This window comes from Streptomyces kunmingensis (assembly GCF_039533535.1).
In the GTDB taxonomy this organism is placed as follows: domain Bacteria; phylum Actinomycetota; class Actinomycetes; order Streptomycetales; family Streptomycetaceae; genus Streptomyces; species Streptomyces kunmingensis.
The window spans coordinates 34,975-60,647 of sequence record NZ_BAAATS010000018.1 but is presented as its reverse complement, the minus strand read 5'-3'; the positions used below and the strand labels follow the sequence as shown (position 1 = coordinate 60,647).

At 71.2% G+C, this 25,673-nt stretch carries 22 protein-coding genes and 1 pseudogene; 9 read left to right on the top strand and 14 right to left on the bottom strand.

Annotated features, from left to right (window positions below):
* Positions 1-33 precede the first annotated feature (33 nt).
* The gene (locus ABD366_RS21895; RefSeq protein WP_324766349.1) at positions 34-408 is read left to right on the top strand and encodes a F0F1 ATP synthase subunit epsilon; all 375 of its coding nucleotides are present in this window, start codon (positions 34-36) and stop codon (positions 406-408) included.
* A 149-nt stretch (positions 409-557) separates the two neighbouring features.
* Positions 558-1,013, top strand: a complete 456-nt coding sequence (locus ABD366_RS21890) for a DUF2550 domain-containing protein (RefSeq protein WP_324766348.1) — start codon at positions 558-560, stop codon at positions 1,011-1,013.
* Positions 1,014-1,143: 130 nt separating this feature from the next.
* On the opposite strand, the gene ABD366_RS21885 is transcribed toward ABD366_RS21890, so the two are convergent.
* The 3 genes from ABD366_RS21885 to ABD366_RS21875 all read right to left on the bottom strand — a co-directional run bounded on the left by ABD366_RS21885 (position 1,144) and on the right by ABD366_RS21875 (position 5,059).
* A complete protein-coding gene (locus tag ABD366_RS21885) occupies positions 1,144-3,006 on the bottom strand; it encodes a glycoside hydrolase family 18 chitinase (protein WP_324766347.1) in 1,863 nt (620 codons plus the stop codon).
* A 203-nt stretch (positions 3,007-3,209) separates the two neighbouring features.
* Entirely contained in the window at positions 3,210-3,854 is a 645-nt protein-coding gene (locus tag ABD366_RS21880; protein ID WP_324766346.1) for a response regulator transcription factor, read from the bottom strand.
* Positions 3,851-5,059, bottom strand: coding sequence for a sensor histidine kinase (locus ABD366_RS21875; protein ID WP_324766344.1), 1,209 nt, complete (start codon positions 5,057-5,059; stop codon positions 3,851-3,853). The genes ABD366_RS21880 and ABD366_RS21875 overlap by 4 nt, the downstream gene beginning before the upstream one ends.
* A gap of 182 nt (positions 5,060-5,241) precedes the next feature.
* Between ABD366_RS21875 and ABD366_RS21870 the strand changes: the two genes are divergently transcribed.
* On the top strand, positions 5,242-5,793 hold the full coding sequence (locus ABD366_RS21870) for a hypothetical protein (RefSeq protein ID WP_324766343.1): 552 nt from the start codon (positions 5,242-5,244) through the stop codon (positions 5,791-5,793).
* Here the strand turns inward: ABD366_RS21870 and ABD366_RS21865 are convergent.
* From ABD366_RS21865 to ABD366_RS21855, 3 genes are all read right to left on the bottom strand, one after another.
* Positions 5,790-6,362, bottom strand: a complete 573-nt coding sequence (locus ABD366_RS21865; protein WP_324766342.1) for a cob(I)yrinic acid a,c-diamide adenosyltransferase — start codon at positions 6,360-6,362, stop codon at positions 5,790-5,792. The genes ABD366_RS21870 and ABD366_RS21865 overlap by 4 nt on opposite strands.
* 67 nt (positions 6,363-6,429) lie before the next feature.
* A complete protein-coding gene (locus ABD366_RS21860) occupies positions 6,430-7,185 on the bottom strand; it encodes an ABC transporter permease (RefSeq protein WP_324766405.1) in 756 nt (251 codons plus the stop codon).
* 5 nt (positions 7,186-7,190) lie between these two features.
* Positions 7,191-7,973 (bottom strand): ABC transporter ATP-binding protein, encoded by a 783-nt coding sequence (locus ABD366_RS21855; protein WP_324766341.1) that lies wholly within the window; start codon positions 7,971-7,973, stop codon positions 7,191-7,193.
* 82 nt (positions 7,974-8,055) lie between these two features.
* Here ABD366_RS21855 and ABD366_RS21850 point away from each other — a divergent pair, with 82 nt between their 5' ends.
* The 4 genes from ABD366_RS21850 (at position 8,056) to ABD366_RS21835 (ending at position 13,041) form a co-directional block, all read left to right on the top strand.
* Positions 8,056-8,694, top strand: a complete 639-nt coding sequence (locus ABD366_RS21850) for a TetR/AcrR family transcriptional regulator (protein WP_324766340.1) — start codon at positions 8,056-8,058, stop codon at positions 8,692-8,694.
* Between the two features lie 159 nt (positions 8,695-8,853).
* The gene (locus tag ABD366_RS21845) at positions 8,854-9,705 is read left to right on the top strand and encodes a 3-hydroxyacyl-CoA dehydrogenase family protein (protein ID WP_324766339.1); all 852 of its coding nucleotides are present in this window, start codon (positions 8,854-8,856) and stop codon (positions 9,703-9,705) included.
* A gap of 168 nt (positions 9,706-9,873) precedes the next feature.
* Complete coding sequence (locus ABD366_RS21840; RefSeq protein WP_324766338.1) at positions 9,874-10,197, top strand: STAS domain-containing protein; 324 nt, start codon at positions 9,874-9,876, stop codon at positions 10,195-10,197.
* Between the two features lie 258 nt (positions 10,198-10,455).
* Positions 10,456-13,041, top strand: coding sequence for an ATP-binding protein (locus tag ABD366_RS21835; protein WP_324766337.1), 2,586 nt, complete (start codon positions 10,456-10,458; stop codon positions 13,039-13,041).
* Between the two features lie 195 nt (positions 13,042-13,236).
* On the opposite strand, the gene nucS is transcribed toward ABD366_RS21835, so the two are convergent.
* On the bottom strand, positions 13,237-13,908 hold the full coding sequence (gene nucS, locus ABD366_RS21830) for an endonuclease NucS (RefSeq protein ID WP_324766336.1): 672 nt from the start codon (positions 13,906-13,908) through the stop codon (positions 13,237-13,239).
* Positions 13,909-14,203: 295 nt separating this feature from the next.
* Here nucS and ABD366_RS21825 point away from each other — a divergent pair, with 295 nt between their 5' ends.
* Positions 14,204-14,596, top strand: a complete 393-nt coding sequence (locus ABD366_RS21825; protein WP_324766335.1) for an SCO5389 family protein — start codon at positions 14,204-14,206, stop codon at positions 14,594-14,596.
* 106 nt (positions 14,597-14,702) lie between these two features.
* On the opposite strand, the gene ABD366_RS21820 is transcribed toward ABD366_RS21825, so the two are convergent.
* Positions 14,703-15,737, bottom strand: a complete 1,035-nt coding sequence (locus tag ABD366_RS21820; protein WP_324766334.1) for an LLM class flavin-dependent oxidoreductase — start codon at positions 15,735-15,737, stop codon at positions 14,703-14,705.
* A gap of 215 nt (positions 15,738-15,952) precedes the next feature.
* Between ABD366_RS21820 and ABD366_RS21815 the strand changes: the two genes are divergently transcribed.
* Positions 15,953-16,282 (top strand): ATP/GTP-binding protein, encoded by a 330-nt coding sequence (locus tag ABD366_RS21815; protein ID WP_324766333.1) that lies wholly within the window; start codon positions 15,953-15,955, stop codon positions 16,280-16,282.
* A 51-nt stretch (positions 16,283-16,333) separates the two neighbouring features.
* On the opposite strand, the gene ABD366_RS21810 is transcribed toward ABD366_RS21815, so the two are convergent.
* The 6 genes and pseudogenes from ABD366_RS21810 to scy form a co-directional block, all read right to left on the bottom strand.
* Positions 16,334-17,128, bottom strand: coding sequence for an ABC transporter permease (locus tag ABD366_RS21810; RefSeq protein ID WP_411293620.1), 795 nt, complete (start codon positions 17,126-17,128; stop codon positions 16,334-16,336).
* Positions 17,108-18,330 (bottom strand): annotated as a pseudogene (locus ABD366_RS21805) (ATP-binding cassette domain-containing protein); the annotation flags it as partial. The gene ABD366_RS21810 and the pseudogene ABD366_RS21805, both read right to left, overlap by 21 nt.
* A gap of 144 nt (positions 18,331-18,474) precedes the next feature.
* The gene (locus ABD366_RS21800; RefSeq protein WP_324766330.1) at positions 18,475-19,245 is read right to left on the bottom strand and encodes an ABC transporter permease; all 771 of its coding nucleotides are present in this window, start codon (positions 19,243-19,245) and stop codon (positions 18,475-18,477) included.
* A gap of 1 nt (position 19,246) precedes the next feature.
* Positions 19,247-20,212 carry an ABC transporter ATP-binding protein gene (locus ABD366_RS21795; RefSeq protein WP_324766329.1) on the bottom strand — a complete coding sequence of 322 codons (966 nt, stop codon included), beginning with the start codon at positions 20,210-20,212 and terminating at the stop codon, positions 19,247-19,249.
* A gap of 133 nt (positions 20,213-20,345) precedes the next feature.
* Positions 20,346-21,281 (bottom strand): coiled-coil domain-containing protein, encoded by a 936-nt coding sequence (locus tag ABD366_RS21790; protein ID WP_324766328.1) that lies wholly within the window; start codon positions 21,279-21,281, stop codon positions 20,346-20,348.
* Between the two features lie 183 nt (positions 21,282-21,464).
* On the bottom strand, positions 21,465-25,451 hold the full coding sequence (gene scy, locus ABD366_RS21785; protein WP_324766327.1) for a polarized growth protein Scy: 3,987 nt from the start codon (positions 25,449-25,451) through the stop codon (positions 21,465-21,467).
* Positions 25,452-25,673: the final 222 nt, after the last annotated feature.

Here is a 25,673-nt window from a genome sequence, read left to right as displayed (position 1 = left end):
AGCAACGCCGGGTGGTGACCCGAGGAGCCCACCTTGGCTGCTGAGCTGCACGTCGAGCTCGTCGCCGCGGACCGCAGTGTCTGGTCCGGCGAGGCCACCCTGGTCGTCGCGCGTACCACGTCCGGCGACATCGGCGTCATGCCCGGTCACCAGCCGCTGCTCGGTGTGCTGGAGTCGGGCCCGGTGACCATCCGTACGAGCGAGGGGGGAACGGTCGTGGCAGCTGTCCACGGCGGTTTCATCTCGTTCGCCGACAACAAGCTGTCGCTGCTGGCCGAGATCGCCGAGCTGTCGGACGAGATCGATGTCCAGCGTGCGGAGCGGGAGCTCGAGCGCGCGAAGGCGGAGGGCGATGCCTCTGCCGAGCGTCGCGCGGACGTCCGACTGCGTGCGGTGGCGGCCCGCTGATCCCAGCGAGCCCGTAGACGCGACTCAGCCGCGGCCCAGGCCGGAGATACCCTCTCCGGACCGGGTCGCGGCTGAGGCGATCTACAAGTGTTTTTGCTTTTCCGTTATCTGGCGTTTGGATCTGTCGAGAAGCGAGGAGGTCGGTGCAGATGGTCCTCGTTCTCGTGCTGTGCGTAGTCGCGGTCGTCGTACTCGTACTGCTGGGGCTCTTTGTCTTCGGGCTGCGGCGACGGCTGATCCAGCGTTCCGGGGGCACGTTCGACTGTTCGCTGCGGTGGGACGCGCCCGGACCCGATGCCGAGGACACCTCCGGCAAGGGCTGGGGTTATGGCATCGCCCGCTACAACGGTGACCGGATCGAGTGGTTCCGCGTCTTCTCCTACGCGCCACGCCCGAAGCGCATCCTCGAACGCGCGGCCATCGAGGTCACCGGCCGGCGCGCTCCGGAGGGCGAGGAGGAACTGGCTCTCTTGTCGGACGCCATCGTCCTCGCGTGTACGCACCGGGGGACCCGACTGGAACTGGCGATGAGCGAGGACGCGCTGACGGGTTTCCTGGCGTGGCTGGAGGCGGCACCTCCCGGCCAGCGAGTGAACGTGGCGTAGTTGTTTTTCAGCCTCTCCGGCGATTGAGGAGCGGGGTCCGGGGCGGAGCCCCGTGGCGGGGGCATGAAGAAGCCGAGCAGGTGGGGGGCGTTCCCACCGGCCCGGCTTCAGTCTTGAGGGGACCCGGGGCCTACTTCAGCCCGGAGTCGATCGCCCCGACCAGCTCACCGTTGGACGTGTCGCCCGAGAACTCCCAGAAGAACGCGCCGCCCAACCCCTGCGACTTCGCCCAGCTCATCTTCGACCCGATGGTCGCCGGGGTGTCGTAGGACCACCAGTCAGAGCCGCAGTGCGCATACGCCGTACCGGCGACCGTCCCGTTCGCGGGGCACTTCGTCTTCAGGACCTTGTAGTCCTCGATGCCCTGCTCGTACGTACCGGCCGCCGGCCCCGTAGCCGTACCGCCCGGCTCCTTCTGCGTGACGCCGGTCCAGCCGCGCCCGTAGAAGCCGATGCCGAGCAGCAGCTTGGCCGAGGGAACGCCCTGGGCCTTGAGCTTGGAGATGGCGTCCGCGGAGGTGAAGCCCTGCTGCGGGATGCCGGAGTACGAGGTGAGCGGGGAGTGCGGGGCGGTCGGACCCTGCGCCGCCCACGCGCCGAAGAAGTCGTAGGTCATGACGTTGTACCAGTCGAGGGACTGGGCCGCGCCCGCGTAGTCGGTCTTCTCGATCTTGCCGCCCGCCGAGCCGTCGGCGGTGATCGCGGCGGTCACCAGGTTGTTCGTGCCGAACTTGGCGCGCAGGGCCGAGGTGAGCCCCTTCAGCGCGGCAGGACCGGAGGTGTCGCAGGTCAGACCGCAGGCGTTCGGGTACTCCCAGTCGATGTCGATGCCGTCGAAGACATCGGCCCAGCGCGGGTCCTCGACCAGGTTGTAGCAGGACTCGGCGAACGCGGCCGGGTTCTTCGCGGCCTCACCGAAGCCGCCGGACCAGGTCCAGCCGCCGAAGGACCACAGGATCTTGAGGTTCGGGTGCTTGGCCTTCAGCTGGCGGAGCTGGTTGAAGGCGCCGCGCAGCGGCTGGTCCCAGGTGTCGGCCTGGCCGGAGACGGAGTTGGCGGCGGTGTAGGCCATGTCCGTGTCGGCGTAGGAGTCGCCCATGGTGCACTTGCCGCCCTGGACGTTGCCGAAGGCGTAGTTGATGTGCGTGATCTTCGCGGCCGAACCGGAGGTCTCCAGGTTCTTCGGGTAGTACTGGCGGCCGTAGACGCCCCAGTCCGTGAAGTAGCCGAGCTTGACCTTGTCACCGGTGCCGGGCTCGCCCGGGTCGGTGCCGCCGCCGGTGGTGTGGACCTTCACGGAGCCGGAGACCGGGCCCGTCTGGTCGGCCGTGTCGCGCGCCTGGATTGTGTACGAGTAGTCGGTGCCGGCGGTGAGTCCGGTGTTCGTGTACGTGGTGCCGGTCACCGTGGCTATCTTGGCGCCGTCGCGCAGGACGTCGTAGTTCTTGACGCCCTTGTCGTCGGTGGCGGCCGACCAGGAGAGCTTGACCGAGGTGTCGGTGATGGCGGAGGCGGTCGGGGTGCCGGGCGCGGAGGGGGCCGCGTCGCCGGGCACGTCGCCGCCGTCGCAGGAGGCGCCGTTGATCTTGCAGCCGGTGGGGGCGCCGGTGCCGGAGCCGTTGAACCCGAAGGAGATCGAGGCGCCGGGGGCGAGGGACCCGTTCCAGGAGAGATTCTTGCCGGTCCAGTGGTTGCCGGAGCTGGTGACGGTGGCGTCCCAGGCGGAGGTCACCTTAGTGCCGGTGGGGTAGTCCCACTCGACCGCCCAGGAACTCAGGGCCGTGGTGCCGGAGTTCTTGATGGTCCACTTGCCCTCGAAGCCGCTGCCCCAGTCCTGGGTCTTGGCGTACGTGGCCGTGACCGCGCTGGCCTCGGCGGCGGCGTGGGACGGGGTGGCGAGACCGACCAGGGCGGCCGCGGGCAGCAGCAGCGTGGTCAGCGCCGCGGTGGTTCTGTGCCGCAGTCTTCGTCGGGGTACGTCACTTGAGCGCATGGAGAGCTCCTCGGGTGGTCCTGGGTTCGCTGACGGGGGACGGAACCCTGCGACGCCCGTGAGCACCGGAGTGGGGGGTGTGCTCACCGCAGTGCGGCGAGAATAGAAAGGTCTGGACCATCGGTCAAGGTCTAAACCAATTACCGCTTTCGGCCGGCCCTCTCGGCGGCGCCCTGCTCGCTACAGTCGCGGCGCCTCGCTCGCTACAGGTCCAACTCCTGTGCCAGCACCGCCGCCTGCACCCGGCTGCGCAGCTCCAGCTTCCCCAGCAGGCGGCTGACGTGCGTCTTCACGGTGGCCTCCGCCATGTCGAGCCGGGCCGCGATCTCCGCATTGGACAGCCCCTCGCCGAGGCGGCCGAGCACTTCCCGCTCGCGCCGCGTCAGCGTCGCCAACTGCGGGGGAACGGAACGGGGTTGCGCACGATCGGCGCCCGCCGCGAACTCGGCGATCAGCCGGCGCGTCACGGCGGGCGCGATCAGCCCCTCGCCGCGCGCGACCGTCCGTACGCCCTCGATCAGATCCTTCGCGTCGGTGTTCTTGAGGAGGAACCCGGACGCCCCGGCCCGCAGCGCGCCGAAGACGTACTCGTCGAGATCGAACGTGGTCAGGACGAGCACGTCCGCGAGCCCCTCGCCGACCACCGCGCGGGTCGCCGAAACACCGTCGAGGCGCGGCATCTGCACGTCCATGAGCACCAGATCGGGCCGGAGTTCACGGGCCCGGGCCACCGCCTGCTCACCGTCCTCGGCCTCACCGACGACCTCGATGTCGGGGGCGCTGTTCAGGATGAGGACGAGCCCGGCCCGTACGGCGGACTGGTCCTCGGCGACGAGCACGCGGATCACGCGGGTTCTCCTTCGGGGGCGGGGATTTCCAGAGGCAGGGTGGCCAGTACCCGCCAGACCTTGCCACTCGCGACACCGTCCTGACCGTCGGGGGCCGCTTCCGGGCCGGCCTCGAACGTGCCGCCGAGCAGCGCCGTGCGCTCGCGCATGCCGACCAGTCCGGCGCCCGAACCGGGTGCGCGCGGCCCGTCCCGGTCACCGTAGGGGCTGGTCACGCACACCTCGATGCGCTCGCCCGTGCACGCGACCGCGACGGTGACGCGGCCCGTAGAGGCGTGCTTGAGCGCGTTCGTGAGGGACTCCTGGACGATGCGGTACGCCGCGAGTTCGACGGGAGCGGGCAGGCCGCTCGTCGGGCCGGACAGGGTGAGGGCGACGTCGAGCCCGTTCGTACGGGCCTGCCGCACCAGCGCGCCCAGGCCGTCCAGCGTGGGCGCGGCGACCGGCTCGGTGTCGCCGCTGGAGTCCCGCAGAATGCCGATCAGGCGGCGCATCTCGGCCAGCCCGTCGACACTGTTCTCGCGGATCGTCTCCAGGGCGGTACGGGTCGTGGCCGGCTCGTCGATGGAGAGCGCGGCCGTGGAGTGGATGGCGATGGCGGAGAGGTGGTTCGCCACCATGTCGTGCAGCTCGCGGGCCATCCGCGCGCGCTCCGCCACGACCGCTTGTGCCCGGTCCATCTCGGCGAGCAGCGCGGTCTGTTCGGCTCGCAGCCGCTCCTCGGCGGCCCGGTCCCGGTGGTTGCGGACCAGTACGCCCGTCGCCGCGGGGCCGAACGCGACGAGCCCGGTCGCCACGCCCACCAGGACCGCCTCCGGCTCGCGCCACCAGGCCAGGAAGCCGAGCGTGGCGGCCACGGTGACCAGGCCGGTGGAGACGGGCAGGCGGCGGGCCATGGCCGGGGTGCCGTAGAGGGCGGCGGCGTACATCAGGTCCGTGAACATCAGGACCGTCGCCAGGCTGCCCTGGGTGAGCTGGTCCGCGACCAGGACGAGCGTGCCCGCCACCACGGCGAACTGCGGTCGTGTGCGGCGCAGCAGCTCCAGGGCGGACATCAGGACGAGCGGGATCAGCAGCCACGATCCGTCGAACAGCCGCCCGGGGTTCATGCCGAGCCCGATGCCCCACAGCGCGAGACCGCCGAGCAGACCCACCACGGCGATCCGGACGTCGTCGCGGTGCGGGCGGGGCGGCAGCAGGTGCATGACTCCATCCAACACGTCCGCCGGGGGCCGGGCATGGTGCCGGAGAAGGAAGGCGGGCGGACGGCGGCTACATCGAAGGATGCAGCCGCTACATCGAAGGATGCAGCCGCACTTCGTCACTGCCGACGACGATCACGGCGCCCGCGGCGGCGACGCTGGAGGCAGACGGAGAGGGGTCCACCGTGATCGTCACGCTGATCATCATCTGCGAGGCCGGCTTCTGGGTGCTGCTGGCCGCCGGCCTCGCCCTGCGCTACTGGGCGAAGATGCCACGGGCGGGCATCGCGGTGCTGCTGTGCGAGCCGCTTCTCGAAGTGCTCCTGCTCGTCGTCACCGCCGTCGACCTCAAGAACGGCGCCGAGCCCGACTGGAAGCACGGACTGGCCGCGGTCTACATCGGCTGCACCGTCGCGCTCGGCCACTCCACGATCAAGTGGGTCGACGTCCGGGTCGCCCACCGCTTCGCGGGCGGCCCGCCGCCGTCGGCCCCCAAGTACGGGACACCGCGCGCGGTCCACGAATGGGTCCTCGCCGGGCGCTGGATCCTCGCCGCGCTCATCGCCATGGGGCTGTTGCAGGGTGCCATCTGGTACGTCGGCGGGGACGGGGCGACCGGTTCGCTGGAGGCGTGGCAGCAGAAGATGCTGGTCGTGATCGCCATCAACGTGATCATCGCGCTGAGCTACACGCTGTTCCCGAAGAAGGCCCCGTCCGCACCGCACATCAAGGGCTAGCGCTCACCGCCCGGCACCCACAGCACATCCCCGACCTCCTTGTTCGCCGTCCGCGCCAGGATGAACAGGAGGTCGGAGAGGCGGTTGAGGTAGGTCGCCGTCAGCGGGTTCATCGTCTCGCCGTGCACTTCGAGCGCCGCCCACGTGGAGCGCTCGGCCCGCCGCACCACTGTGCACGCCTGGTGCAGCAGCGCCGCCCCGGGTGTGCCGGCGGGCAGGATGAAGGAGCGCAGCTTCTCCAGCTCCGCGTTGTAGCGGTCGCAGTCCGCCTCCAGCTTGTCGACGTAGAACTGCTCGACGCGCAGCGGCGGGTACTCGGGGTTCTCCACGACGGGCGTCGACAGATCGGCGCCGACGTCGAAGAGGTCGTTCTGGACGCGCGTGAGCACCTTGACGACCTCCTCGTCCAGGCCGCCGAGCGCGATGGCGGTGCCGATCACCGCGTTGGCCTCGTTGGCGTCCGCGTACGCCGAGATCCGCAGATCCGTCTTGGCGGTGCGGCTCATGTCGCCGAGGGCCGTGGTGCCCTTGTCTCCGGTACGGGTGTAGATGCGCGTCAGATTGACCATGCGGCCAGCCTAGTTATGCCCACCCGTCTCCCGCCGCCACCCTTGTACGAAGCCCTACGGGCTGCCCCTATGATCCGGCCCCGCGGAAGGCACGTGTGCCCACCGTCACCGCGAGTGCGGCGAACGCGACCGCGGCCAGCGACCCGTACAGCATGTGCTCCGTCGCGTACCGGCCGATGTACGCGTCCCGCATCGCGTCCACCAGATAGCGCACCGGCATCACGTGCGAGAGCGCGTCCAGCCAGCCGGGCGCGAGCGCCATCGGCAGCATCAGCCCGGACAGCAGCATCGACGGCATGGTGACCGCGTTGACGACGGGCCCGAACTCCTGCGGCGTACGGACCTTGAAGGCGAGCGCGTACGACAGCGACGCGAGTGAGAGCGTCAGGAGCGCCACGAAGCCGAAGCCGATCAGCACGCCGGCGAGCGGCGCCCGCAGCCCCATCACCAGCGCGGCGAGGACCAGCAGGACCGCCTGGAACAGGAACAGGGCGGTGTCCCGCAGCACCCGGCCCAGCAGCAGTGCGAGGCGGCTGACCGGGGTGACGCACATCCGCTCCACGACGCCGCTGTTCTTCTCCAGGATGATCCCGAAACCGCTGAACGCGGCGCCGAACAGTCCGAGCTGGAGCAGCAGCCCGGGCACCAGGACCTGCCAGGAGCTGCCCGCCGCGCTCAGCGGCAGACCGGTCAGGAGCGGCCCGAAGAACAGCAGGTACAGCAGCGGCATCAGGATGCCGAACAGCATCTGGAACCGGGAGGAGAGGGTCTGCCGGGCGTACCGCCCGAAGATCAGGAACGTGTCCGAGGCAAGGGTCCTCATCGTGCTCACACCGCCACCGGGGTCGTGTCCACGGGCGCGGGTCCGCGTCCGGTGATCGCCAGGAAGGTGTCCTGGAGGCTCGCGTCGGCCGAGCCTCCGTACGCGCGCTTGAGGGCGCCCGGCGTGCCCTCGGCCGCGACGACGCCCTGGTCCACCACGACGATCCGGTCCGCGAGCGCGTCGGCCTCGTCGAGGTAGTGCGTGGTCAGGAAGACGGTCGTGCCGTACGCGTCGCGCAGCCTGCGTACCAGCGCCCACAGATCGGCGCGGCTGCCCGGGTCGAGCCCGGTCGTCGGCTCGTCGAGGAAGAGGACCGCCGGGCGGTGCGTGAGCCCCAGGGCGATGTCGAGCCGCCGCCGCTGCCCGCCGGAGAGCGCGGCCGTCCTGCGGCCCAGGAGCCCGGCGAGGCCGAGGTCCGCCGCCAACTCCTCGGCGCGCGCCATGGCCTGAGGCTTCGTCAGGCGGTACAGGCGGCCCTGCGTGACCAGCTCCTCGCGTACGGAGATGTTCGGGTCGACGCCGCCGGACTGGGCCACGTAGCCGACCACGCGCCGCACGCCGGCCGGGTCGGTCGCCAGGTCGCGGCCCGCGACGGTGGCCGCGCCACCGGTCGGCGGCAGCAGGGTCGTGAGCATCCGCAGGGTCGTGGTCTTGCCCGCGCCGTTCGGGCCGAGGAAACCGAGGATCTCGCCCGGGTCGACGCGCAGGTCGATGCCGCGGACGGCTTCCACCGGGCCCTGTTTCGTCTGGAAGGTCCGGGCGAGCCCGGACGCGCTGATGACTGGCATACGGGCCAGAAAAACAGAGTCACTTAAATTTTGCAACGCCCCCAAAATTTCAGCGAGGCCAGTGAATCGCTAGGATCGAGCCATGGCAGAAGGGCTCAGGGAGCGGAAGAAGCGGCAGACCAGGCAGTACATCTCGGACGTGGCGACCGGGCTCTTCCTGGCGCGGGGCTTCGACGAGGTGACCGTCGCGGAGATCGCGGACGCCGCGGACGTCTCCGTGAACACCGTCTACAACTACTTCCCGGCCAAGGAGGACCTGTTCCTCGACCGCTCCAGGGGCGTCGTCGACCGGATGTCCCGCTGGGTGCGCGGCCGCACCGCCGGTGAGTCCGCGGCCGTCGCCGTCCTGCGGGAGCTGCGCGAGGAGATCGAGGCGGTCTCCCCACGCGTCGGCCTGATGGCCGGCTACAGCGACTTCATGCGCGTCGTCCAGGCCGCCCCGGCCCTGCGCTCGCGCCTGTGGGCCATCCAGCAGGAGGTCCACGACAACCTCACCGAGACGCTCCGCGAGGAGACCGGCGCAGCCGACGACGACCCGCTGCCCGACCTGATCGCCGGTCAGATCGGCTGGGCTCACCAGACCGTCATGGCGACCATCGGACGGCACATGCTCGCGGGCGGCGACCCGGCCGAGGTCTCCCGCCAGATGCTCCACGTCCTCGACGACATCGAGGAACTCCTGAGCGAGAAGGTGCTCAACTACGCCGTGCGCGACGCCTGATGACCGCAGCCGGGTCCGGACCGGTGTGATGTCCGTCATTCGAGACGTGACGCGCATCTCTAAGCGGTCACACGGCCCCTCACGGACGCTAGGGTCCGCAAAAGAGCAACGTGAACAGTGGTCGCACGGTATGCGAGAACGCGGTAAGGGGAGTCGCACGTGGCAGGGAAGCTCGCCGTCATCGGAGCCGGTCTCATGGGGTCCGGCATCGCTCAGGTCTCGGCCCAGGCGGGCTGGGACGTCGTCCTGCGCGACGTCACCGACGAAGCCCTCACCCGCGGCACCGACGGCATAAAGGCGTCGTACGACCGGTTCGTGAGCAAGGGCAAAATGGACGCCGAGGCTGCTCAGTCGGCGCTCGCCCGCATCACCACGACCACCGAGCTCGAAGCGGTCGCCGACGCCGACATCGTCGTCGAGGCCGTCTTCGAGAAGCTCGAGGTCAAGCACGAGATCTTCCGGGCGCTCGACAAGATCGTGCGCGCCGACACCGTGCTCGCCTCGAACACCTCAGCCATCCCGATCACCAAGATCGCGGCGGTCACCGAGCACCCCGAGCGCGTCGTCGGGGCGCACTTCTTCTCGCCGGTCCCGATGATGCAGCTCTGCGAACTCGTGCGCGGCTACAAGACGAGCGACGAAACCCTCGCCACCACGCGGGAGTTCGCCGAATCCGTCGGCAAGACCTGCATCGTCGTCAACCGCGACGTGGCCGGCTTCGTGACCACCCGTCTCATCTCCGCCCTCGTCGTCGAGGCCGCGAAGCTCTACGAGTCGGGCGTCGCCACCGCCGAGGACATCGACACCGCCTGCAAGCTCGGCTTCGGTCATGCGATGGGACCGCTGGCCACCGCCGACCTCACGGGCGTCGACATCCTGCTGCACGCGACCGGCAACATCTACACCGAGTCCCAGGACGAGAAGTTCGCGCCGCCGGAACTGATGCGCCGGATGGTTGACGCCGGTGACATCGGGCGCAAGAGCGGGCAGGGCTTCTACAAGCACGCGTGACGCACACCTGACGCGATGTCACCCGTCGGGGTGAATTCGGTATCGGTTCGCTCACAGACGGCAACTTCTGGCCCGTCCGGCCAGTCAGTTGCAGTGACATACCCAGATCACCTGGATCACATGACCAACTGAGTACCCGAGTACTTCTGCCTTTCACGGGGAGCGCATATGCACATCAGGGGCGACCACGCCGAGCTGGTCGTCGGGGGCCGCCTCGACGTCCGCAGCGCGGCGGACGCCCGTACGGTCCTGCACACCGCCGTCGACGACGGCCTCGGCGACCTCGTGCTCGACCTGTCCGAACTCGACTCCTGGGACGCGACGGGACTCGGCGTCATCATGGGCGCCCACCGCCGCGCCGGCCGCTGCGGACGCCGCCTCGTGCTGCGCGACGTGCCGCCCCAGATGCAGCGCCTGCTGGTCGCGACCCGGCTGCACCGGATCCTCGCCATCGAGGGCGGCATCGGCGTCGAGTCGCTGCCCCGGGTCTGACCGATCCCGCTCCCGCAGAGCAGGACCCGGGGGATGAACGGGTCATTCCTGTGGGAAGCACGCCCAATTCTCACGAGACTGTGACGTCTCGGGCGGCGCGGGACCCCGAGTGTTCGTAGATACTGACCGAAGGTCTAGGGTTCGGTCGCCCGCGGAATGAACGAACCCGCTACGCGGGCACCGGACCAGAAGCGACAGCGCAGTGTGCACAGGCCGGGAGGGGCAAGGGGCGCACCACGCTTTTGGGGGGCTTTGACCATGGACCCGATGAACCGGGGACCGGAAGATTTCAGCCAGGACCGGCGCGACGACCTGTCCGCGAGCGGCGGCCGCCGGCGCCCGCCGCGTGACCCGTCCCCGAGCACTCCGCCTCGTTCGGGCAGGGGAGACGCCATCACGCCCGACTTCGGCCAGCCGGCACCCGCGCTCGCACGCACCGTGCAGCTCGTCTCCGGCGACTACCTGCTGACCGTCAATCCGGTGGACGGCAGCGAGATCGAACCCTGCCCGCCGAACGAACGCCCCGGCAGGCCCGTCAAGTACGACGCCACGGAGCGCGCCGAGCTCGCGCGCGCCGCCCGGCCGCCGCTGCCGCCCGGCCCCGCACTGCCCCGGCTGCCGCTCCTGGAGCGCCAGGAGGAGCGCGAGCGGCTCGTCAGGCTCCTCGCGCGCGGCCGCTCCGTCCGGCTCACCGGACCGTCAGGGGCCGGGCGCACCGCGCTGCTCGACCAGATCGCCGAGGACTGCCTCGACATCGCGCCCGACGGCGTCGTCCGCCTGTCCGGGCACCGGCGCACGGCCGGCGACCTCCTGTACGACCTGTTCGGCGCCGTCTACAACGCGCCGCTGCACCGCCCCGACCGCGCCCTGCTCCTGGAACTGGTCAACGAGATCGGCGCCGTCGTCGTCCTCGACGACCTCGAGTTCGGCGGCGCCGCGCTCGACGAACTCCTCGAAGCGACGCCCGAGTGCGCCTTCCTGCTGGCGACGACGCCCGAGACCGCCGCGCCGTCCGCCGACTCGCACGTGGAAGAGGTCTTCCTCGGCGGACTCGGCCGCGGCAGCAGCCTGGAGCTCCTCGAGCGCGCCGTCGGCCGCGTCCTCACCGACGACGAGGCGCAGTGGGCCGGCGACCTCTGGTTCGAGTCCGAGGGCCTGCCCCTGCGGTTCGCCCAGGCAGGCGCCCTGCTGCGGCAGCGCGACGTGCTCCGGGCCGGCCCGGGCGTCTTCGACGCCTTCGGCCACTACGAGGGATCCGACGCCGCACCCGCCGACGCACCCTTCGACGCGTTCGACGCCGAGGACGGCCACGACGTACCACTGCCCTCGCTCGCCGACGGAGCCGCGCCCGCGGCCCTGCTCGCGTCCCGGCTCAGCGAGTCGGCCCGCGCCACCCTGCGGTTCGCCGTAGCGCTCGGCGGCGAGCTCCCGCACCAGGCGCATCTGCCGGCGCTCGTCGGGGACACGCACGCCGACGCGGCCCTCGCCGAGCTGGCCTCCTGCGCGCTCGTCACCGCGGTCGGCAGCCGCTACCGCCTCGCGTCCGGGGTGCAGGTGCAGCTGGAGGCCGCCGGCTACGCCGACGACGCCGTGGAGCACGCCCGCACCGCCGCCCGGCACTACGCCTGGTGGGCCGGGCACCCGTCCGTCGGGCCCGAGCGGGTCGCCGCCGAGGCCGACGCGGTCCTCGCCGCGCTCACCGTCCTCGTACCGGTGACGACACCGCCCGCGGAGGACGAGACCAGCGCCTCCGTGGAGCTGGCCCGCGCCGCCGCGCCCGCGTTCGCCGCCGGGCTCGCCTGGAGCGCCTGGGAGCGCGCCCTGCGCTCCGGCCAGGAGGCGGCGCGACTGGCCGGCGACGTTTCCGAAGAAGCCTATTTCCACCACGAGTTGGGGATACTGGCGCTCCTCGGCGGCCACCTCGACCGGGCCCGCGCCGAGCTGGAGGCCTCCATCGGCCTGCGCGGCGCCCTCGCCGACAAGCGGGGCACGATCGCCGGCCGCCGGGCCCTCGCGCTCGTCGCGGACCGCTCGGGCGGCGCACTGCCCGGCGGGCGTACGGCCGCCGGTGAGGAAGTCCCGGACGCGATGTACGAGGAGTCGGCGTCGCCGCCCGGTGGCGTACCGGCCGCGTACGCGCCGCCCGGACCGCCGCGCGAGCCGGACACCGAGGTGACGACCCGGCAGCCGCCCGTGTCCGCCCCGACGGTCGTCGGCGGCAGGGCGCCCACACGCAAGTCGGTCGTCAAGGGGACCCGGCGCAACCTGGTCGCGGCCGGGGCCGGCGCGCTGCTCGTGGCCGTGCTCGGCACGGTCGTGACGCTCGGCGCCACGTCCAGCAACGAGGAGCCGTCGTCCGACAAGGTGGGCACGAACCCGTCGGCGACGGCGGGGGAGAGCAGCGGGGGGCTGGGCGCCGACAAGGCCGAGCAGGGCGGTGGCAGCAGCAGCGGCGGCGGCGAGTCGACGCCGGGGCCGACCGATCCGGGCGAGGACGGGATCCCGGGCACGGCGGACGATCCGGCGCCGTCGACTCCGTCCAGCGGCAAGCCGTCGTCCACCCCGAGCGGTTCGAAGACGCCGGACGACCCGACGAAGACACCGAGCAAGACGCCCTCGAGGCCCACGACCAAGCCTCCGACGACCAAGCCGCCCACCACCAAGCCGCCGACGTCCTCCGAGCCGCCGGAGACCTCGGAGCCGCCGGAGACGTCCGAGCCGCCCGAGACGCCGCCGGAGTCGACCCCGGACACCTCGGACTCGGCGAGCAGCCCGATGAGCAGCGCGCCGGTCTCCCCGAGCGGGAGCGGGAGCGGGCCGTCCGGCAGCAGCCCCGTGGTGTAGAGCCCCGTCAGGGGCGCGGGGAACTGCGCGAGCAACCCAAGAAAAGCCGCAGTCGCGTCTGCTCGGTCGATGAGCAGACGCGACTGCGGCATTTCTGTGGCTGAGCCCGCCCACGCGGCACACGCGGCCCACGCGGCACACGCAGCACACGCGGCGGAGCCGCATATCGACACAGCCCCGCGCCCCCTGGCGGGGTCAGAACAGGCGGAGCTTGTCGTCCTCGATGCCGCGCATGGCGTTGTAGTCCAGGACCGTGCAGCCGATGCCCCGGTCCGTCGCGAGGACGCGCGCCTGCGGCTTGATCTCCTGGGCGGCGAAGACACCGCGGACCGGCGCGAGATGCGGGTCGCGGTTCAACAGCTCCAGATAGCGCGTCAGTTGCTCCACACCGTCGATCTCACCGCGGCGCTTGATCTCCACGGCGACGGTCTGCCCCTCGGCGTCCCGGCAGAGGATGTCGACCGGCCCGATCGCCGTCATGTACTCGCGGCGGATCAGCGTGTAGCCCTCGCCGAGCGTGTCGATACGGTCGGCGAGCAGCTCCTGGAGGTGCGCTTCCACACCGTCCTTGATGAGACCCGGGTCGACGCCCAGCTCGTGCGAGGAGTCGTGCAGGATCTCCTCCATCGTGATGATGAGCTTCTCGCCCGCCTTGTTGATGACGGTCCACGTGCCGGCCTCGTCCCCGGTCCCCTCTTTCAGGGTGCACGGGGGCGACATCCAGTTGAGGGGCTTGTAGGCACGGTCGTCCGCGTGGATGGAGACGCTGCCGTCCGCCTTCACGAGGATCAGGCGCGGGGCGAGGGGCAGATGGGCGGTGAGCCTGCCCGCGTAATCCACGGAGCAGCGGGCGATGACAAGACGCATGGTCGGCAACGCTACTCGACGCCCACCGGTCCGCGCGATTCGCCCGCCGCTCTGCCCCCACCGCACCACTCGCGCCCCTGTGGTGCGTCCCATATCTTCCGGAACTCACCCGTTCGTTATTGGCCGGTTGTGTGCGAACCGAGCGCTTCACGCCCTGTTGCCGTCCCGCCGCGATGCTTACCGTAGATGCAGGAGGTCGCGGCTCGTGCACGCTGCGTGTTCGCAGAGTCGTACACCGCGGGCTCCTGGACTGTCCGTCAACCCCCGCTTCCTTGGGGGTGCGAGAGGAGAACCCATGTCGCTCGACGTCTCACCGGCACTGTTGGAACAGGCCGAGCGAGGCGAGGTCGACGAAGCGGAATTCGTCGACTGCGTCCGGACCTCCCTGCCCTACGCGTGGGAGATGGTCAGCTCCCTGGTGGCCCAGCTGAAGGTCGACGGCGGAGAGTTCGCCGACAACCAGACGCCGCCGCCGGACGAGCAGGCACGTGGGCAGCTGCTGCGTGCGCTCGCGAGTGACGCGATACGCGGCGCGCTGCAGCGGCACTTCGGTGTACGGCTGGCGTTCCAGAACTGCCACCGGGTCGCGGTGTTCCCGCAGGACCCGGCGGTGGACGAGACGCTGGCCCGCTTCACCTCGGTCCGTAATCAGCTGCTCAACCAGTCACCGGAATTCCGTGACTGCTGACGGCTGAACCGGAATGCCTGTCGTCCCGTACGCGGGAGGTGCATCAGTACGGGACGGCAGGCATCGCGGGTGGTGGCCTCGGTGGACCCGGCGGACCCGGTGAAGATCAGCCGAGTTGGGGCAGTACCTCGGTACCGAGCCGCCGCACGTTCTCCTCGGTCGTCGCGAGATCGCCGGAGCCCTCGACGAGGAGGGCGAAACGCGTGATGCCGGTCCGCTCGGAGGTGGCGGCGAGCCGGTCCGCGCACAACCGCGGCGTGCCGACCGGGTGCAGACCGCACAGCAGCTCCGTGTACGCGACCGGGTCCCGCATCGCCCGCGCGCGTCCGTCCACCGTCACATGGGCGTCCAGGCCCTGCTTCAGCCAGCCGGGCATCGCCTTCAGGAGTGCCTCTCTGGCCTCCGAGCGCCCGTCACCGATCTGGGCGACACCGGCGGAGACATGCGGCGCCGTGACCAGTGCGTCGGACGGCCGGCCGGCCTCGCGCGCGCAGCGCTGCCAGAGCGCGACCATCTGAGCCTTCTCCTCGTCGCCGATGTGCATGCCGAGGAGCATCGGCAGGCCCCGCTCCGCGGCGAGCCGCACGCTCTTGGGCGACGTACAGGCGACGACGACCTCGGGGCCCGCCGGATCCGTCTCACCGATCGCCTCCGCGGGGCGCGGCACGACCGGCACCTCGCGGAACGGGAACCGGTCGCCCTCGCCCGCCACCCGGGACTCGCGCAGCCAGCGCAGCAGCAGGTCGAGGGAGTCGGGAAAACCCTGCTCGTACGCCTCGATCCCCGCGCCGAAGACCTCCAGGTCCACCCAGGGCCCGCCGCGCCCCACGCCCAGCGAGAACCGCCCGCCCGAGGTGAGGTGCAGCAGCGCCGCCTGCTCGCCCAGGGCCACCGGATGCGCCGTCGGCAGCACGCTCACCGCCGTGCCGACCCGCAGGGTGCGGGTACGGCCGAGCAGCAGCGCGGCCAGTGTGATCGCCGACGGGCACGTCCCGTACGGCACGAAGTGGTGCTCGGCGAGCCACACCGAGTCCAGGCCCGCCTCCTCGGCGACCTCGGCCGACCGCACCGCCCGGTGCAGCGCCTCCCCCTGGCCCTGACCCGGAAACTGGGCCGCCAGTACAAACGTTCCTACGCGCATCGCACTTCTGCCTTTCTTGGCGCCGACGCGGGCACTCCCCCTGAAGGCATTAACGGCTGACAAGTGCCAAGGGCACGGCTCGGCATGCAGATTGACAGATTTTCCGGAGAACCTTGACAGGGTGGGGGAGCGCGGTGCCAGGCGTGTACCCCGGCCCCCTCGGCGTACGCTGGACGGGAATCCCCACCCCGTACACACAGCCCGTGAGGTGAGCCGTGTCCCCGCGTCGCAACCGTCCCAAGGTGGGCGGACCGTCCGCAGACAGCAGCGAGGGCGAGGGGCGGCGCTATGGCGGGTTCCAGTCCACCGAGGACTGGCAGGGCGAGGAGTGGTGCGTGCGCCATGTGGCGGGCGCGAGCGCGGCCGGAAAGACGTACCGCTGCCCGGGCTGCGACCAGGAGATCGCCTCCGGGGTCGCGCACGTCGTGGCCTGGCCGCAGTACGGGGGAGTGGACGACCGGCGGCACTGGCACAAGGCGTGCTGGAACGCGAAGGACCGCCGCACCACGAAGGTGCAGCGGTCCCGGAGCGCGCCGCGGTACTGACGCCGCTTGTACGTGCGGTCGACGCCGCTTGTACGTTGCGGTCGACGCCGCTTACACGTCGCGGTTGTTGAGTGTGAGGAACGCGCCGCCGAGCGCCACCGCCGCGATCACGCCCATGATCCACAGCGGGTCCCAGCCGGACGGGCCCGAGGCGCCGGCCACCGAGGTGTCGTAGAGCACGGCGAGCTGGCTGGGGATCGAGTACTCGAACAGGGCCTGCTGGAGGTCCTTGAGCGACTCCGAGAACATGAACAGCGCGAGCACCAGCGGCAGCAGCACGACACCGATCATGATGGTGATGGCGCCCGCCGAGTGCCGTACCAGCGTGCCGACGCCGAGCCCGACCAGGCCGAGCAGCGCGACGAACAGGCCGACGCCGACGGTCGCCTTGAACCACGCGGACCCGCCGGGCGAATCGACGCCGAGGATGCCCACCTGCAGCACGGCCACGAGCGCCGCCAGCACGGTGGTCAGCACGAAGACCAGCGCGAAGAAGACGATGGCCTTGGCGGCGAGCACCCGGCTGCGGCTGGAGCAGGCCGTCATCGTCGTACGGATCATGCCGGTGCCGTACTCCGACGCGATGGTCAGGACGCCGAGGGTGATCACGCAGATCGTGCCGAGGAGCACGCCGAAGAAGCCAAAGCTCAGTGCCTCGTCCGGGCTCAGCTCCGTGGTGTCGGCGGAGGCGACGACCGCCGCCGAGGCCAGCCCGATGCCGAGCATCAGCAGGATCATCACGCCGAGCGTCCACATCGTGGAGCGCACGGAACGGATCTTCGTCCACTCGGAGGCGAGCGCGTCGCCCAGGTGCGCCCGGCGCATGGGGATCGGCGAGGTGTACATGCCCGGGGCCGCTTGCCACCCGGGTGTCGCCGGAGGCTGCTGGGGAGCGGCGTAGGGCGTGGGCGGCGTGCTCATCGGGCGTCCTTGTCCATGGTCGGGGCGGCGGCGGCGGGCGGCTGCGGCGCGGGAGCGGCCGCGTACGGGTTCTGGACCGGTGCCTGCGCGGGCGCTGCCTGGGGTGGCGGCGGGGCGTACCAGCCCGGCTGGCCCTGCCCGGCCACCGGCAGCTGCTGCGGCGGCAGCATGCCCGGCGGTATCGGCTGCTGGAAGCCGGCCAGCTGGTCGGTGGTCGAGCGGTAGTCGACGGCGCCCTGCGTCATCCGCATGTACGCCTCCTCCAGCGAGGCCTGGTGCGGGGAGAGCTCCCACAGGCGGACGTCAGCCCCGTGCGCCAGGTCGCTGATGCGCGCCAGCGGCAGGCCCGTGACGCGCAGCCCGCCGTCCTGCTCGGGCAGCACCTGACCGCCGGCCTCGGTCAGCGCGGCGGTCAGCTTCTCGCGCTGCTGCGGCTCGGAATCGGGCGTGCGGACCCGGGCGAAGTCGGCCGAGTTGTGCGAGATGAAGTCCTTGACGCTCATGTCGGAGAGCAGCTGCCCGCGCCCGATGACGATCAGGTGCTCGGCGGTGAGCGCCATCTCGCTCATGAGGTGCGAGGAGACGAAGACGGTGCGGCCCTCGGCGGCGAGCGACTTCATCAGGTTCCTGACCCAGAGGATGCCCTCCGGGTCCAGGCCGTTGACCGGCTCGTCGAAGAGCAGCACCTGCGGGTCGCCCAGCAGCGCGGCCGCGATGCCGAGGCGCTGGCCCATACCGAGCGAGAAGCCGTTCGAACGCCGCTTGGCGACGTCCTGGAGGCCGACGACCCCGAGCACCTCGTCGACGCGGCGGGCCGGGATACCGGCCAGCTGGGCCAGGCACAGCAGGTGGTTGCGGGCGGCCCGGCCGCCGTGCATCGCCTTGGCGTCCAGCAGGGCGCCGACCTGGCGCGGCGCGTTCGGCAGCTTGCTGTACGGGTGGCCGCCGATGGTCACATGTCCGCCGGTCGGCTGGTCGAGGCCGAGGATCATGCGCATCGTGGTCGATTTGCCCGAACCGTTCGGTCCGAGGAAGCCGGTGACGGTTCCCGGTCGTACCTGGAAGGAAAGGTTGTACACGGCCGTCTTGGCGCCGTAGCGCTTCGTCAGGCCGACTGCCTCGATCATTCTCCGCACCCATCGGAAGGTTCTGAAAGGTTCAGGACGTCGGGGCACACGCCCCCGTAAGGGTTAGGAGGATATCCGGGCGCTGACGGTTCCGGCCAAGAGTGGGTAAAGGGTTCAGGGACCCGGCGGCTGTCTCCTGAGGCGCTACGCGTCGCGCTTCTTCAGCAGCGCATATCCGACCAGCAAGGCCACCACGACCCACACCAGCAGGATCACGAGACCGCCGTAGGGGCCGTACGGGGCGTCGTCGTTCGGCGGTGTCACCACCTGCATGATCTTCGCGCCCGCCTGGTCGGGGAAGTACTGGGCCACTTTCTTCGTCGCCGAGACGTTGCCGAGGATCGGGGAGACCAGGAAGAGGAACGGCATGAGGATGCCGAGCGAGAGCATGGGCGAGCGCAGGATCGACGCGACGCCCATGGCGAACACCGCCATCAGCGTCATGTAGACGGCGGCGCCGATCACCGCGCGCAGCACGTTCGGGGAGCCGAGGTCCGTGCTGTGGTTGCCGAGCATCGCCTGGCCGAGGAAGAACGCCGCGAAGCTGGTGATCAGGGCGACGGCGAGCGCGAGCAGCGCGGCGACCGCGACCTTGGAGAAGAGGAACGTGGCGCGCTGCGGGACCGCGGCAAGGGAGGTGCGGATCATGCCCGTGCTGTACTCGCTGCCCACCACCAGGACCCCGAAGACCACGAGGGCCAGCTGGCCGAGCGTGAGGCCGGAGAAGGCGGTGAAGGTCGGGTCGAAGGTCAGCTTGTCCTCGGTGGAGAGGTTCTTGAACTCGTTCTTCGACAGGGCGCTGATCAGCATGCCGAGACCGACGGAGACGATGACGGCGAGGCTGAGCGTGAGCGCCGTCGAGTTCACCGACTTGATCTTGGTCCACTCGGAGCGGAGGACCTGGGCCGCGGCCATCTCAGGCCCCCTTCCTGTTGGTGTCCCACTGGCTGGTGTCCCACTGGGGCGCGGCGGTGGCCTCCGAGTGCGCGTGGTATTCCACCGACTCCGCGGTCAGCTGCATGAACGCCTCTTCGAGCGAGGCCTGCTGGGGGCTGAGTTCGTGCAGGACCAGCTGGTGGCGGCCGGCCAGTTCGCCGAGCTCCTCGGAGGAGTGGCCGTCGACCTCGAGCGTGCCGTTTCCGGCCTCGACGACCGTGATGCCGGCCTCGTGCAGCACGTCCAGCAGGCGTTCACGCTCGGGCGAGCGCAGTCGTACGTAACTGCGCGAGTTCTCCCGGATGAAGTCGGCCATGGAGGTGTCGGCGAGGAGGCGGCCCTGGCCGATGACGACCAGATGGTCGGCGGTGAGCGCCATCTCGCTCATGAGGTGCGAGGAGACGAAGACCGTACGGCCGGCGCTCGCGAGGGACTTCATCAGGTTGCGGATCCAGTGGATGCCCTCGGGGTCCAGCCCGTTCACCGGCTCGTCGAACATCAGGATCTTCGGGTCGCCGAGGAGCGCGCCCGCGATGCCCAGGCGCTGGCCCATGCCGAGCGAGAAGCCCTTGGCCTTCTTCTTGGCGACCGCCGTCAGGCCGACCGTGTCCAGGACCTCGTCGACCCGGCTCCGGGCGATCCCGTTGGACTGCGCCAGGCACAGGAGGTGGTTGTACGCGCTACGACCGCCGTGCATCGCCTTCGCGTCCAGGAGCGCGCCGATGTACTTGAGGGGGTTCCTCAGCTGCGCGTAGTGCTTGCCGTCGATGCGGACCGTGCCGGCGGACGGGTTGTCCAGGCCGAGCATCATCCGCATCGTGGTCGACTTGCCCGCGCCGTTCGGTCCCAGAAAACCCGTCACGATGCCGGGCCTTACAGAGAAGGTCAGGTTGTTGACGGCCGTCTTCTCGCCGTACCGCTTGGTCAGCCCCTCGAGCTCGATCATGCGGACACGGTAGAACGGCGATAAGCCCCCTGCCAACTAATCCGATGCAGGGGGCTTACAGTGCGCCCCGACAGGGGCGCGGGGAACTGCGCGACCAGCCACAACGGCCGCGCAGCCGCCCCACGGCCTCGAACTAGCGGGACTGCTGTGCCGGAACCCCGCGCGAGATCGGCTCGTCCTCGGCCGGCGCACCGGCGGCGGCGACAGCCGCACCCGTGAGCGTGGCCAGCATTTCGCGCACGTTCGTCAGCTGGGCGTTGATCGAGTCGCGACGGTTCGTCAGCGCCGCGAGCTCGCGCTCCGATTCGCTGCGGATACGGTCCGCCTTGGCGTTGGCGTCCGCCACGATGTCCTCGGCCTGGCGCTGGGCCGTCTCCACCGTCTGGCGGGCGCGGCGCTCGGCGTCGGTACGCAGCTTCTCGGCCTCCAGGCGCAGCTGCTCGGCCCGGTGCTCGATCTCCGCGAGACGCTTCTCGGCCTTGGCCTGACGGGACGCCAGGTCACGCTCCGACTGCTCGCGGCGCTTGGCCAGGTTCGTCTCGAAGTCGGCGGCGGCCTGGGCGGCCTTGGCGCGGGTCTCCTCGAAGAGGGCGTCCGCCTCCTCGCGCTTCTGCTGCGCGTCCTTCTGCGCCTCGGAGCGCAGCTGGGTCGCCTCGCCCTTGGCCTTCTCGACGATCCGGACGCCCTCGTCCTCGGCCTTGGACTTGCGCTCGGCGGCGAACGACTCCGCGTCGTTGCGCACCTGCTGGGCCGCGGACTCGGCGAGCTCACGGTGCTGCTCGGCGGCCCGGCGGGCCTCCTCGCGCAGGTCCTTCGCCTCCTCCTCGGCGAGGCGGAGGATCTTCTCGACGCGCGCGCCCAGGCCGGCGTACGACGGCTCCGCGTCGTTCACCTGCGCCTGTGCGTTCTGCGTCTCGAGGTGGAGTTCCTCGATGCGCTTTTCCAGAGCAGTGATTCGGGCCAGAGCGCTGTCACGGTCGGAGACGAGCTTCGAGATGCGTTCGTCCACCTGAGCGCGGTCGTACCCACGCCGCACAAGCTCGAAGCCGTAGGGGGAAGTGTCGCTCATGGGGTTCCTGTCGAATGAGACCGGTGAGGTGATAGAGGGAATCCTAGGGGTCGAAGCGGCGTGTCATCGAGCAGATGCCCGTTTGATCTGGAGAATGACACTCCTTTTGAGTGGCGTAGGGCCGGAATACTTGCCAGATACAGGGTCGAAGGTCCGTGCGAAGCATGACTGTTGACCTCCTGGCTAGCTTTCGGACCCCTTGCCACCCGATCGTGTGGACCCTGCCGCGGCGCCCGCCTTGACGCCACTGTCCTTGCCCCCGTTGCCGGACGGCGTCTCGAAGGATTCCAACGCTTCCAGTACGTCCTGGACACGGGAGATCTCGGCATTGATGTCCGAGCGGCGCCGGACCAGGACGTCGAGCTCGCGCCGGCCCTTGTCGATCATGGCAGTGGACTCCGCCTCGGCGTCCGCCTTGATCTTCTCCGCCTCGCGCGACAGGTCGGCCTTCTTCTGCTCGGCCTCCTTGAGCAGCCCCTCGGCCTTCTTCACCGCGGCGATACGGACCTTGCCGGCCTCCGAATTGGCGTCGTTCAGCAGGTCCTTGGCCTTGGCCTGCGCCTCGGCGAGCTGCTCCTCCGCGGCCTTGACCAGGGCGTCGCACCGCTCGCCCGCGTTCTTCATGGCCTCCGCCGACTCGCGCCTGGCCCGCTCGTGCAGCTCCTCGATCTCGGTCGTGATGCGGTCGCGCAGCTCCTCGGCGCGCTCCCTGATCTGCGTCGCGTCCCGGCGGGCGCCGACGAGCAGTTCGTCCGCGTCCGTACGGGCCTTCTCCACCCGCGCGTTGCCCTCGACCGTGCCCTCGGAGATCAGGCGGTCGGCCTCCTTGCGGGCCGCGCCGACCATCATGTCGGCCTGCGCCTCGGCGTCCGCGGTCGCCTTCTGCGCCGCCTCCTGCGCCTCGCGCAGCAGCTTGTCGGCCTCCACGGTGGACTCCGTGATGAGCGTGTCGACCTGCTCCGCGGCCTCCGTACGCCGCTTGTTGGCGTCCTTGCGCGCCTCGTCCAGGGTGCGCTCGGACTCCTCGCGCGCGGCCGTCGTCAGACGCTCGGCCTCCGCCGCCGCGTCCGCCTTGACCCGCTCGGCGTCGCTGCGGATCCGCTCGGCGTGCTGCTGCGCGGAGCCGACCGTCTCGGCGGCCTCGGCGCGCAGCCGCTCCGCGTCGCCGGTCGCGTCCGAGATCAGCTTCTCGGCCTGCGCGACGGACTCGGCCCGCAGCCGCTCGGTCTCGGTACGCGTCTCCTCGGCCAACTGCTCGGCGGCGGCCGTAGATTCGGCCCGCAGCCGCTCGGCCTCGGTCGTCGCGGTCGCGACCAGCTCCTCGGCCTTCGCGGTCGACTCGGCGCGGACGCGCTCCGCCTCCGCGTTCGTCTCCGTCGTCAGGCGCTCGGCCTCGGCCGCGGCCTCGGTGATCAGGGAGTCGACCTGCGCGGCGGCGTCGGACCGGATCCGGTTCGCGTCCTCGCGGGCCTCCGCCCGCGTCCGGGAAGCGTCCTGGTCGGCGGAGGTACGCAGGTCCGACACCTCGGTGCGAACCCGCTGGGCGTGCTCGGACGCCTCCGTGCGCAGCCGCTCCGACTCGGCGATGGCCTCCGAGACGGTGCGCTCCGCGAGGGACTTGGCGGCCTCCGACTCGGCGTTCGCCTCGCCGCGGACCCGGTTGGCGTCCTCGGTGGCGCGCTCGCGCTCCGCGTAGGCGTCGGCGCGGACCCGGTCGGCCTCCTCCTGCGCCTCCTGCTTCGTGCGCTCCGCCGCGTGCTCGGCGGCGCTGCGCAGCCCGGCGATCTCCTCCTGGGCCTGCTCCTGGAGACCGGCCACGGAGTCGCGGACCTGCTGCGCGGTCTGCTCGGCGGCCGACACCATCTCGGTCGCCCGGCGGTCCGCCTCCTCGACGAGCCGCACGGCCTCGGCCTGCGCCTCCTCGACGCGGGCACGGGCCACCGCGAGGAGCTCCTCGCTCTGCTCGCGGGCCCGCTCGCGCTCCTGGTCGGCCTCCTGGCGCGCGCTGCCGAGCGTCTCCTCGGCCTCGCGGCGCCGACGGCCCGCCTCCTCCTGCGCGGCGGCCAGCGTCTCCGCGGCCTCCGTGGCGATGCGCTCCGCCGCGTTCTGCGCCTCGGAACGCATGCGGTCGGCGGACTCCTGCGCCTCCGTCTTGAGCCGCTCGGCCTCGGTGGCCGCGTCGGAGCGCAGCCGCACCGCGACGTTCTCCGCCTCGGCACGGGTCGTCGAGGCGTCCGCCGCGGCCTCCGTGCGCAGCCGCTCGGCCTCCGTCTCGGCCTGCGCCTGCAAGGTCCGTACGCGCTCGGCCGCCTCGGTCCGCAGGCGCTCGCTCTCGTCGGCGGCTTCCTTGCGCAGCCGCTCGGCCTCGGCGCGCGCGTCGGCCAGCGCCGTCTCGGCCGCGGTCAGGCGCTCCTCGGCCTCCGTGTGCAGCCGGGTCAGCTCGCCGGCCGCCTCGTCCTGGCGGGCGCTTATGGCGCGCTCGGTCTCGTCCTTCAGCTCCTGCGCGGCGCGCTCGGCCTCGGACTTCGTGGCCTCCGCCTGCTCCTCGGCCTCGGTGCGGTACCGCTCGGCCTCCGCGCGCGTGCGCTCCAGCGTCTCCTCGGCCTGCTTGCGCAGCGACGTGGCCCGCTCGATGGCCTCGGTGCGCACCCGCTCGCTCTCGGCGGTCGCAGCGGCCCGCAGCTCGTCGCCGTCCGCGCGCGCCTTGGCCAGCAGATCCTCGGCGGTCTTGGCCGACTCCTCGATCTGCTGGACGGCCTCGCGGCGGGCCTCGGCCCGGATCCGCTCGCCCTCCTCGACGGCCTCGGCGCGCAGCTGCTCGGCCTCGCCGCGCAGCCGCCGTGCCTCCTCCTGGAGCTCGACGGTCTTGGCGCGGTACTCCTTGGTGTCGTCCTTCGCCGTGCCCTTGAGCTGCTCGGCGATGTCGTGCGCCTCGGCGCGCAGCCGGTCCGCGGCCGCCTCGGCCTCGGCCCGGATCCGCTCGGCCTCCTCGGTGGCGGCCTTCGTCGTCGACTTCGCTTCCTCGGACGCCTTGTTGAGCACGTCCTCGGCGGTTCTGGCGGCCTTCGCGAGCTCGCCCGCGGTCTCCTCGGCCGTGGCCGTACGGGCCTTCTCCTTGGCCTCCGCGATCAGCTGCTCGGCCTCTGCGCGGGCGGTGGCGACGATCTGCTCGGCCTCGGACCGGGTGGCCTCGGCCTCCTTGGTGGCCTCGCCGACGAGGCGCGCCACCTGCTCCTTGGCCGTACGCGTGCGCTGCTCGTTGGTCGACTCGGCGCTCGCGAGCTGCTTGGCCGCGGCGTCCTTGGCCTCGCTCAGGACCTTCTCGGCCTCGGCGCGGGCCTCGCGCAGCGCGGTGTCGGCCTCGCTGATGCGCTGCTCGGCGGCGCGGCTCAGCTCGGTGGCCTGACGGCGGGCGGCCTCCGACTCGGCGGTCGTCGAGGACCGCAGCTGCTCGGCGTGGTCGGTGGCCTCCTGGGCCTGCGTCGACGCCGCGTTCAGCAGCCGCTCGGCGTCCTGGCGGGCGCGGGCCAGGATCGCCTGCGCCTGGGCGCTCGCGTTCTCCGCCTCGTCGCTCAGCCTGCGGCGGGCCTCCGCGGCGACCCGCTCGGCCTCCGCGCGGGCGGCGGCCAGCGCCTGGTCCGCCTCGGAGCGCGACTCGTCGAGGAGGCGGCGGGCCTGCTGCTCGGTGCGGGCCCGCAGCTGCTCGGCCCACTGCACGTTCTCGTTGACGTGGTTCTCGACCGTGCGGCGGCGCTCGGCCAGCTCCTGATCGAGCTGCTGGCGCCGGCTGACCGCCTCGGAGTGCAACTCCGACTGGAGCCGCGACTGCTGCTCCGCGTGCTCCTGGAGGATGCGCTGCGTCTGCGCCCGGGCCTCGCGCAGCTCGCGCTCGGCGTCCGCGCGCAGCTGCTCGGCCTGGATCTGGGCATTGCGGAGCAGCTGCTCGGCCTGATAGCCGATGTCCGCCCCGTCATAGGCAGGCCGGGTCGCGAGGCTGCGCCGCGCCTCGTGCAGCTTGGCGCGCAGCACCTCCACCTGGTATCCCAGGTCCTCGGCGTGCTGGACGGCCTTCTCCCGCTCGGTCTTCAGCCGGTCCATCTCGGCTTCGAACCGCGAGAGATGGTCGGTCTCAGCCGGCTTGTGGCCGTCCTGGCTCTCGTAGCCCCGCACTGCGCGGTCCCATCCGTCCCCTGGTCGCAAGTTCTTCTTACGAGCCCCGTCCGTCCGCCGAACGGGGGCTCCCGGGGAATGGTGTCAGATCGAGAACGGCGGCGCCCCGGGCTTGCTTGTGAGCAGCCCGACAGCTCCGACCCTCGTCCCCCGATACCCGGACCCCGGCCCACGGCTGCCCCGTCGTCCCGCTTGCACGCGACAGCCGCCCCTTAACCCTAC

Excerpts from the sequence above, each read along its gene's own strand:
- ABD366_RS21810 (WP_411293620.1), bottom strand. The coding sequence starts at position 17,128 with ATGTACACCTCGCCGATCCCCATGCGCCGGGCGCACCTGGGCGACGCG.
- ABD366_RS21840 (WP_324766338.1), top strand. The coding sequence starts at position 9,874 with ATGCACATCAGGGGCGACCACGCCGAGCTGGTCGTCGGGGGCCGCCTC.
- ABD366_RS21860 (WP_324766405.1), bottom strand. The coding sequence starts at position 7,185 with ATGAGGACCCTTGCCTCGGACACGTTCCTGATCTTCGGGCGGTACGCC.
- ABD366_RS21820 (WP_324766334.1), bottom strand. The coding sequence starts at position 15,737 with ATGCGCGTAGGAACGTTTGTACTGGCGGCCCAGTTTCCGGGTCAGGGC.
- ABD366_RS21835 (WP_324766337.1), top strand. The coding sequence starts at position 10,456 with ATGGACCCGATGAACCGGGGACCGGAAGATTTCAGCCAGGACCGGCGC.
- ABD366_RS21875 (WP_324766344.1), bottom strand. The coding sequence starts at position 5,059 with ATGCACCTGCTGCCGCCCCGCCCGCACCGCGACGACGTCCGGATCGCC.
- ABD366_RS21855 (WP_324766341.1), bottom strand. The coding sequence starts at position 7,973 with ATGCCAGTCATCAGCGCGTCCGGGCTCGCCCGGACCTTCCAGACGAAA.
- nucS (WP_324766336.1), bottom strand. The coding sequence starts at position 13,908 with ATGCGTCTTGTCATCGCCCGCTGCTCCGTGGATTACGCGGGCAGGCTC.
- ABD366_RS21795 (WP_324766329.1), bottom strand. The coding sequence starts at position 20,212 with ATGATCGAGCTCGAGGGGCTGACCAAGCGGTACGGCGAGAAGACGGCC.
- ABD366_RS21885 (WP_324766347.1), bottom strand. The coding sequence starts at position 3,006 with ATGCGCTCAAGTGACGTACCCCGACGAAGACTGCGGCACAGAACCACC.
- ABD366_RS21825 (WP_324766335.1), top strand. The coding sequence starts at position 14,204 with ATGTCGCTCGACGTCTCACCGGCACTGTTGGAACAGGCCGAGCGAGGC.
- ABD366_RS21890 (WP_324766348.1), top strand. The coding sequence starts at position 558 with ATGGTCCTCGTTCTCGTGCTGTGCGTAGTCGCGGTCGTCGTACTCGTA.
- ABD366_RS21865 (WP_324766342.1), bottom strand. The coding sequence starts at position 6,362 with ATGGTCAATCTGACGCGCATCTACACCCGTACCGGAGACAAGGGCACC.
- ABD366_RS21790 (WP_324766328.1), bottom strand. The coding sequence starts at position 21,281 with ATGAGCGACACTTCCCCCTACGGCTTCGAGCTTGTGCGGCGTGGGTAC.
- ABD366_RS21800 (WP_324766330.1), bottom strand. The coding sequence starts at position 19,245 with ATGGCCGCGGCCCAGGTCCTCCGCTCCGAGTGGACCAAGATCAAGTCG.
- ABD366_RS21850 (WP_324766340.1), top strand. The coding sequence starts at position 8,056 with ATGGCAGAAGGGCTCAGGGAGCGGAAGAAGCGGCAGACCAGGCAGTAC.